Source organism: Paucihalobacter sp. (genome assembly GCF_036825875.1).
Taxonomy (GTDB): domain Bacteria; phylum Bacteroidota; class Bacteroidia; order Flavobacteriales; family Flavobacteriaceae; genus Paucihalobacter.
This window is the reverse complement of sequence record NZ_DAISXK010000070.1, coordinates 1-8368: the sequence shown is the minus strand read 5'-3', so window position 1 is coordinate 8368 and position 8368 is coordinate 1. Positions and strand designations below refer to the sequence as shown.

The 8368-nt window shown below is 33.9% G+C and carries 9 protein-coding genes and 2 pseudogenes; all 11 read left to right on the top strand.

The annotated features are described in order from the left end of the window. Nucleotides 1-120: 120 nt before the first annotated feature. A complete protein-coding gene (locus V7Z48_RS13100) occupies nt 121-387 on the top strand; it encodes a circadian clock KaiB family protein (protein ID WP_334114052.1) in 267 nt (88 codons plus the stop codon). A 29-nt stretch (nt 388-416) separates the two neighbouring features. Then, the gene (locus V7Z48_RS13095; protein WP_334114049.1) at nt 417-755 is read left to right on the top strand and encodes a circadian clock KaiB family protein; all 339 of its coding nucleotides are present in this window, start codon (nt 417-419) and stop codon (nt 753-755) included. A gap of 54 nt (nt 756-809) precedes the next feature. Beyond that, on the top strand, nt 810-1502 hold the full coding sequence (locus V7Z48_RS13090; RefSeq protein WP_334114047.1) for a PAS domain-containing protein: 693 nt from the start codon (nt 810-812) through the stop codon (nt 1500-1502). Between the two features lie 385 nt (nt 1503-1887). Next, the gene (locus V7Z48_RS13085) at nt 1888-2496 is read left to right on the top strand and encodes a DUF6448 family protein (RefSeq protein WP_334114046.1); all 609 of its coding nucleotides are present in this window, start codon (nt 1888-1890) and stop codon (nt 2494-2496) included. 145 nt (nt 2497-2641) lie between these two features. Further along, nucleotides 2642-2833 carry a hypothetical protein gene (locus tag V7Z48_RS13585; RefSeq protein WP_428849843.1) on the top strand — a complete coding sequence of 64 codons (192 nt, stop codon included), beginning with the start codon at nt 2642-2644 and terminating at the stop codon, nt 2831-2833. A 29-nt stretch (nt 2834-2862) separates the two neighbouring features. Next, on the top strand, nt 2863-3093 hold the full coding sequence (locus V7Z48_RS13080) for a YetF domain-containing protein (protein WP_334114050.1): 231 nt from the start codon (nt 2863-2865) through the stop codon (nt 3091-3093). Nucleotides 3094-3245: 152 nt separating this feature from the next. Beyond that, the gene (locus tag V7Z48_RS13075) at nt 3246-3806 is read left to right on the top strand and encodes a helix-turn-helix domain-containing protein (protein WP_334114045.1); all 561 of its coding nucleotides are present in this window, start codon (nt 3246-3248) and stop codon (nt 3804-3806) included. 1092 nt (nt 3807-4898) lie between these two features. Then, nucleotides 4899-5918 (top strand): annotated as a pseudogene (locus tag V7Z48_RS13070) (TQO small subunit DoxD). Between the two features lie 109 nt (nt 5919-6027). Continuing rightward, nucleotides 6028-6510 carry a hypothetical protein gene (locus V7Z48_RS13065; protein WP_334114044.1) on the top strand — a complete coding sequence of 161 codons (483 nt, stop codon included), beginning with the start codon at nt 6028-6030 and terminating at the stop codon, nt 6508-6510. A gap of 203 nt (nt 6511-6713) precedes the next feature. Further along, the gene (locus V7Z48_RS13060; RefSeq protein WP_334114043.1) at nt 6714-7850 is read left to right on the top strand and encodes an FIST signal transduction protein; all 1137 of its coding nucleotides are present in this window, start codon (nt 6714-6716) and stop codon (nt 7848-7850) included. Next, nucleotides 7851-8368: pseudogene (locus V7Z48_RS13055) on the top strand (two-component sensor histidine kinase); the annotation flags it as partial.

Here is an 8368-nt window from a genome sequence, read left to right as displayed (position 1 = left end):
ATTTAGCTATAAAATACAAACAACCAATGACAAATAATCAATAAACAGATGAAACAACAATATCTTAATTCAGAGAAAAAGCCCAAAGAAAAACAGAAAAAAAGTGACTTGGACAAATGAATTTTAAGGTTATACGTTGCTGGCCAAACACCAAAAGCTGTAACTGCATTTAACAACCTCACTAAAATATGTGAAGACGAACTAAAAGGTAAATATGCTATTGAAGTTATTGACCTTATGATAAACCCACAACTGGGAGCAGCAGATCAAATTTTTGCGCTGCCAACCTTAGTGCGAAAATTACCCGTACCTATTCGAAAAATAATCGGTGACCTATCTAATACAGAACGTGTTCTTATAGGTTTAGATTTAAGACCTACCGAATAGCTAAAGGTTTGCTGTGAAAAAAAATAAAGATGAAAAATAAAAAAAGCCCATTAATAGGCGCAACAAATACCTTTGAACAAGGCTTGACCAAACCACGGGAAGAAAAACATGTCTTGCGATTATACATTGCCGGAAAATCAAGCCGATCTATGTTGGCTATATCCAATCTAAAAAAGATTTGTAAAGACTATTTAAAAAATAATTACGAATTAGAGATTATTGATTTGTTTCAATTTCCTGATTTGGCCCAAGTCGAACAAATAATTGCCGCGCCTACTTTAATAAAAGAATCGCCATTTCCGCTTAAGCGTATCATCGGTGATATGTCGAACACAGACAAAGTGCTATTAGGATTAAATTTGAAATAGCTAAAAAATAATAAAGGTTTGTAGTAACCTTTACACATTTTATTTATTATTAAAATGATTAAAACAAAAGAACAACTTATTTTTGAAAATGAAAACTTGCGGTCTTGCCTAAATGAAATGGAAGAGACACTTGAAGCTATCCGTAACGGAGAAGTAGATGCTGTTATAGTTTCCGGCAAAAACGGACAACAGATTTATTCAGTAAGTACTGCCGAAGCACCTTATCGCACATTTATCGAACAAATGAGCGAAGGCGCAGTTACCCTTGCGAAAGATGGTACCATTCTGTTTTGCAACCAGAGATTTGCCAACATCGTATCAACACCTCACAACAAAGTTATTGGAGCGTACATTAAAGATTATATCACGCCAAATGATACTCGAAAATTAGATAACTTTCTTGCAGAACTTACCTACCAAAATCACGATGTAATTATTGTAACATTAAAAAATGCAGTTCATCTAAGAATGTCTATTCACCTGTTACCACCTTATCTTCAGGGTGATAATTATATTCTTATTGCTACAGACATTTCTGATTTAAAACAAAAAGAGCATGAGCTACGTCAATTAGTTGCCAAACTAGATAACCACGTAAAGGCTTTACGCGCTTTGCGAATCGATACTATTTGCAACACCGTTGATGATGTGGCAAGAAAAAACAAATTAGAAATTGCCAATACCAAGTTGTTTAAAGAAATTCAGAAGCTAAATCGTATGGTAGATAAATTAAAGCAAAAAAAATAGACCTTAACTATTTTATTCACTGTCAAATCATTTTTTAGGTATTTTAACACTTTTGCACGAGTAACATCTATTTCTGCTTTTGAAAAATCTTAAAAACATCAAACCGGTTACATCCCTATCAAACAGGCTTAACAGTTTAGTAAAAACACAAAAACTTCTTGTTGAATATTCATTTTACAGGATGCTATGCCTCTATTAATTTTTCATAAAGCTTGTGGTGTAGGTTGCGCTACCATAAGTGTCTTGACCTGTTAAACTATCTATCTCAACGCGTAAAACATGTGAAAGTTATAGCATATTTATACAATTGTATAAGATAGAACGCAATAAAACTGCTTACCTTTAAAAATTGTGAAAAGGCTTTCACAATTTAACACTAGGTAACATGAACACTCATAAAAATAAGAAACAAGTCAAAATATTGAAAACAAGTATTGGAACAGTGCTACTGTCGCTTTTATTACTATTTGCGTCTCATAACGCTACAGCACAATGCGATTCTTTTGAAGGCCCGGTTATTAAAGACGCAGTTAAAGCGCTCGACAACAATAAAGTTGATTTGGTGCTAAAATGGATAACCGCTGAACAAGAGCGGGAAATCACTACTTTATTCAATAAAACCCATGCGTTAAAAAGTCAGGATAAAGACGTTTATGAAATTGTTGAAAAACATTTTTTTGAAACCTTGGTCCGTTTACACCATGAATCCGAAAAAGCGCCCTATACAGGATTAAAACCGCTAGGAAGTAACAATCAAATTATTCAAATGACCGATACGGCACTTCAAGATGACGACATTGAAAATTTTATAGTTAAAATGGATGACCATCTCAACGAATTGATTCGCGAGAAATACAGAAAAGTAGCCAAACTTTATAAAGTTAAAGATAACTCGGTAACTCAAGGCAGAGCATTTGTTTCAGCTTATGCAGATTATACGCATACCATTGAAGCAATTCATTATTTTATGGAAAATGGCGCCACACATAATTAATCAATTTTTCAAAATCGACACGCAATTTTAAATAAACAGATTGATAAAAAAATGTTGTTTATTTCATTCAAAAAAATACAGCGCATATTTGGTTTGATAATGGGGAAAATATACTAGAATTATTTGTATTACTTCTGTCGCCTATTTGGTCATAGTTTTTTTATTGCAAATCTCAGGAAAAAGAACTTTAGCTAAAATGAATGCCTTCAACTTTGTTGTTAACATTGCCTTAGGTTCTATATTGGCAAGTGTTGTTCTTAATAACAGTATACCGCTTGCCAATGGCGTAACAGATTTCTTAATGTTTGTGGATTTCAGTTATTATCAACTTGGTTAGCTGTAAGAGCGAAAAGCGTTAAAGCTTAAATTACCAGAAGTTTTTCATCTGTTTTTTATAAAGGTGAAATTTTGTATACAGCCATGAAAAAAGAAAGAATTGCAATTGAAAAAATCTATAGCGCAACACGACGAAAAGGGATTTCAAAATTAGATAGGATTGACATGATAATTTTAGAAACAACCGGCGATATGGCCATAATTGAACAACTAACCAAACTCGAAGAAACTAATTTTAAGAATGTTAAAATGCATTCTTGAAAAAAATACAATGACATCATATTAACTTTAAGGGGAATCACTATCTTTAGATACAATTGTTCGCATGACACTCTTTATCTAAAACACGTCTTAACAACAAATAAATTAAACAATCAATATCCATACGCACCTTGTGTAGTAATAATTAAATTATGAAAATATATGTAAAAAATATGGCTTGCGAAAGCTGTAAACTTTTTGTCAAGGATGCCTTAGAAGAGCTTGATATAGCACTCGTAAAAATTGAGTTAGGTGAAATAGAAACTAAGGACGATGTTTCCGATGAAGACAAAAAACAGCTCAATATAAAACTCAATAAAGCCGGATTAGAGTTGCTTGAAAAAAAGAAAGGTATTATCATTGATAAAATAAAAACAGTCGCCATTGATCATGTTTATAAGTCAGATGATAACCCCGATTTAAAATTTTCGCATGTATTAAGTGAACAATTAAATTACAGCTACACTTATTTAGCCAACTTATTTTCAGAAGTTGAAGCCACTACCCTGGCACAATACATTATTGCTTTAAAAATTGAACGCATAAAAGAACTCATCATCTTTGGAGAAGACACTTTTTCAGAAATTGCTCATAAACTGAATTACAGTAGTCCTGCGCACCTATCTACACAATTCAAAAAAACAACAGGATTAACACCGCTGCATTTTAAAAAATTAAAGGAAAAACGACGGATTACAATTCAGAATATATAGTTACACCATCTCCATACAAGTTGGTATGCGATCCACGCAGTCATAATAAAACTAGTAAAGCAAGATGCATCAAAATAGATTAACCAACAAAGCCTTATAATCGAAAAATTTTCATGACAAGCAGGTTTTTGTGCTTTTTCTTATTCAAAATCCGAAGTAGCTAATCGCAATTGGCAATTGGTTTTTCTGTCCCGTTAGGGACCACCTATAGGTAGCAACATACAACAACAGGAAACAGCGTGCCTTTAGGTACGCTATATCATATACCTAAAGGCACATTGAAAATCTCGTATATCCTATTGCTACCGATATAAAGTCCCTAACGGGACAACGTAAATTTCAAAAAATAAGATTGAATTCATTCTGAAAAATACCCCATCGGTAGAAATGTGCTCTATTGGTAATCGGCATAATAAAAACCATTATTAAAGGAAAAACGACGGATTACAATTCAAAAAAATTAAGATAAATATCACTACTGGTTAATTATTAAAATGATACTTTCGCCATAATTGAGTTTTAATTATGATAATAATAACAGGGCATACTTTCTGTATTTTGTAAATTCGCCCTGTGAAAGAAAATATCAACAAAAAAACCATTAAAACCATACTTCCAGTTTTAGGACTGGCGGTGCTATTATTGCTTTCTCCTTGTAAAGTTTGAAACTTTATTCAATCGGAATTAGGTATTCCGCAAACCGAGGTCACTAATAAGAGTAAATCTAACCTCGTCAATTCTAATTGTAGCGATTTAGATATTACAGACGCTATTTTAAGCAAAGAAATTCCAAATTTTCAACAGGATCTTGTATTTACAGCCCCTGCTGATTTCTCTTTTGATAATTACAATTATTCCGAAAAGCATCTACAACTAACAGGAAGTCAAGACCATTCCGTTTCGACCGTTCCTCTCTACATTCTTTATCAAAACTTTAAGGATTATCTTTAAGTAGTTTTTATTCTTCAATGAAGTGCAGTTTATAAGGACTGTATCTTCATCTATTTCAAAATAATTATAAGTTTCATACTTAACCAAACAGTATAGGTTTACTATGAATCACCTAAAAATTCAATTAACACGTTTACAGTAATGAAAAATATTAGTATAAAAAACGATGCAGGTCTTTTAGCACTTGCAGTAAGATTGGTAATAGGTTGGACCTACTTTTCAGCCTTTTGGAGAAGAACCATTTTAGATAACAAACTCGACCCTGAAGCTGCGGGCTATATAGGTGAAAAGTTCAATCACTTTTTACCGCATGCATTAGGTATAAAACCCCTTATTTAGTACTTGGTAGAAAATCCAGACGTATTATGGTTAAACATGCTAATTTTCACCATTATTGAAGGTATCGTAGGATTATTTATCATGTTTGGACTGTTTACACGAATCATGAGTATCGGTGTATTTGGTCTTGCAATGGGCATCTTGCTTGGCGCAGGTTGGATAGGCACCACATGTTTGGATGAATGGCAAATAGGTGTGCTGGGTATAGCGGCCGGATTTCTTTTGTTTTTAACAGGAAGTGGTAAGTACTCATTGGACAATTATTTAATGAACAGGAATTTTTCCTTTACAAAAAAAACATGGTTTGCATGGATGGGCTCGGGCATTATCCCAATCAAAGAAACTATTTTCGCTAGGGTTGTTTTAATCGGTTCGTTATTTATTTTTGGAATGACGCTTATGTCAAACCAAGTGTTTCATGGAGGATTGTGGGGCACGCTTCACAATAAATCTGTAAAACCAAAACTTGAAATTTCTGAGGGTAGAATTAATAATAACACACTCTCGTTTGATGTTTACAGAACCGAAGGTGTTGATGTTTATGGCTCATGGGTGATAAAAATAGAATTGTTTGATGCACAAAACAACAAGATTCTTAACTACAGTCAAGAAGATTTGGCTTTGTTACACAGCAATGCCATTTCAAACTATTATGTAGCCAAAATAAAACCTGGGAAACATAGCTTGATAGTGCCTTTAGGAGCAAAAGCTAGAATGAATTTGCAAAATGACATGCTATCAAACTTACCAAGTGGTGGATATATCCTAAAAATTACCGACATTAGTGGTGCGTTTTGGGAGTATGAAGTACTTAATAAATAACATTATAAAAAAGTTAAAAAAGCAAACTAATATAACGGTTTGGGCGTTTGCTCAAACCGTTATTATTTTTCTAACTTTAATGTTGATTGCAGCTTGTCAACAAAATAATATGTTTAAAGATATTACACAATACGACAAAGTAATCATTGTCCTAGATGAATACAAATTAGATAGTATTCCAAAAGAAATAGGAGTGCTAAAAAACGCCAAGGAATTGGTGATCAGTATGAACAATAATGATTCTTGGACCATTTATCCACCCCAAAGCGCTATGGAGTATTGGGTGAATTCACCACCTTTTACAACCATCCCAGATGAGTTACTAGAACTTGGCAAACTCGAGAAGCTTTCCTTAATTGGACTCAATATCAAAACCTTGCCTGCTGGTATATATCAACTCAAAAATTTGGAATATTTAAACCTGTCATTCAATAAATTGAACGTTACAAACGAATTACCAAAACTTAAAAAAATGCCCAAATTAAATCATGTAGTTCTTTTTGGTAATAACGTAAATATTGAGGATATCAAAAAATGGCGAACTCAAAATCCTAATATTAACATAGAAGTGACTAACAGTGAAACATTTTAAATTGATTACTTTAAATTAATGAAGGTGACGAATGCGACGTTTGAAACCTTCAAAATTTAAAAAACACCTTCCAAAATTCATAACGAAAATCATGAAACCCACTTCATAACACATAAATTTTATTTATATTTAACATCTCCACAAATCGATTGCAATAATGCCTTGTGATAATCACAAGCCCTAATCATTAATGTAAACTTTTTATGATTGCAAAATCTATTCAAGGAGACTCTCTTCAAGCTGTAAAAAACGCTCTTCAAGCTAGTATTACAGCTAAATTCAGACCCACATTAGCCTTCGTGTTTTTAACAGATGTGGAAGAAATCGATCCAATTACTAAACTGTTAAATGAAGAAGAAATTACCATATTCGGTGCCAGTACTTCCGAAAAATTCACCGAAAAAGGTATGGAGCCGGATGGTATTGTGGTGCTATTATTAGATATAAATACAGATTATTTTAAAATCGTCATAAAAGATTACAAAGACGCTTCAGTGTACGAGTCTGCTTGCCAAGTTGGAGAATTTGCTGCAACTACCTTTAATCATCCTGCGTTTATTATTTCTGATGCCGACTTAAGAATGCCCGGTGAACATATTATCAAAGGTTTATTAGATAAAGCAGGTGCACATGTTAACATTATTGGCGGCAGGGCAGGAGAATTTGTAAATTTTGAAGGAATCGTATTTACAAATCACCATAAAAGTAGCAGCGGTTTCATTACCCTTATATTAGATGAGGATAAAATTGATGTGAAAGGCATTGCAGTTTCAGGTTGGAAACCTATTGGAACCGAAAAAAAAATCACAAAAAGTGAAGGTGCATGGATCTATACCATAGATAATGAACCGGCAATGGATGTGCTTAAAAAATTCATGGGAAATGAATTTATAACCTCTCAAACAACAGAAGCTATTGTACCATTAAACAATCTTTTTCCCTTACAGATTCAACGAGAATCAGGTATTCCGATGATGCGACCAGCTTTACTTTGGAATAAAGATGACCAATCTGTCATGATGGGTGGTCCTGTTATAGAAGGTTCCATGTTTCGGTTTTCGCTCCCGCCCGATTTAGATATCATTGACACCGTGATTGAAAGTTCAAGGTCCATTAAAGAAAATGAATTACCAGATGCTGATGCCATGGTCATCTTTTCCTGTGTGGGCAGATTAGCATCACTGGGACCGATGTTACCTTTAGAATTAGACGGACTCGCCGCTACCTGGAACAAACCCATGGCTGGCTTTTTCTCATTGGGTGAATTTGGAAAACTAGACGACAGTCGGCCAGAATTTCATGGTACCACCGTGAGCTGGGTAGTATTAAAAGAAAAATAAATGAATTCACACTTAAAATCCATTTTAGAATTTATCGAAAGTGCTAACCAACTTTCTGAAGAGGAAAAGCTGGCACTTTTAAAACACGTGAAAAATGCTGAAAACGAGATGGCAATTATCCTATTTAAACTGGAACGCACCGAAAAAGTAAAACGCACCACAGCCATTTTATTAGAGGAAACCATTGAAGAACTCGAACAAAAACGAAAAGCCATTGAAGATTCTAACCAAGCACTTCAAAAATCTTTACAGGATTTAAAAGCCACACAAAGTCAACTCATCCAATCTGAAAAAATGGCTTCTTTAGGTGAACTCACTGCAGGCATTGCACATGAGATACAAAACCCACTGAACTTTGTAAACAATTTCTCGGAAGTATCTGTAGAAATGATGCAAGAAGTACGCGAAGAAATAGCAACCGTAAGGGCTTATCGAGATAAACCCATTCCTGACGGCGCTTTAGATGAAATATTAACCATTCTAGACGATATAGAATCCAATCTGGGTAAAATAAACCA

Excerpts from the sequence above, each read along its gene's own strand:
- V7Z48_RS13095 (WP_334114049.1), top strand. The coding sequence starts at position 417 with ATGAAAAATAAAAAAAGCCCATTAATAGGCGCAACAAATACCTTTGAA.
- V7Z48_RS13090 (WP_334114047.1), top strand. The coding sequence starts at position 810 with ATGATTAAAACAAAAGAACAACTTATTTTTGAAAATGAAAACTTGCGG.
- V7Z48_RS13085 (WP_334114046.1), top strand. The coding sequence starts at position 1,888 with ATGAACACTCATAAAAATAAGAAACAAGTCAAAATATTGAAAACAAGT.
- V7Z48_RS13075 (WP_334114045.1), top strand. The coding sequence starts at position 3,246 with ATGAAAATATATGTAAAAAATATGGCTTGCGAAAGCTGTAAACTTTTT.
- V7Z48_RS13065 (WP_334114044.1), top strand. The coding sequence starts at position 6,028 with ATGTTTAAAGATATTACACAATACGACAAAGTAATCATTGTCCTAGAT.
- V7Z48_RS13060 (WP_334114043.1), top strand. The coding sequence starts at position 6,714 with ATGATTGCAAAATCTATTCAAGGAGACTCTCTTCAAGCTGTAAAAAAC.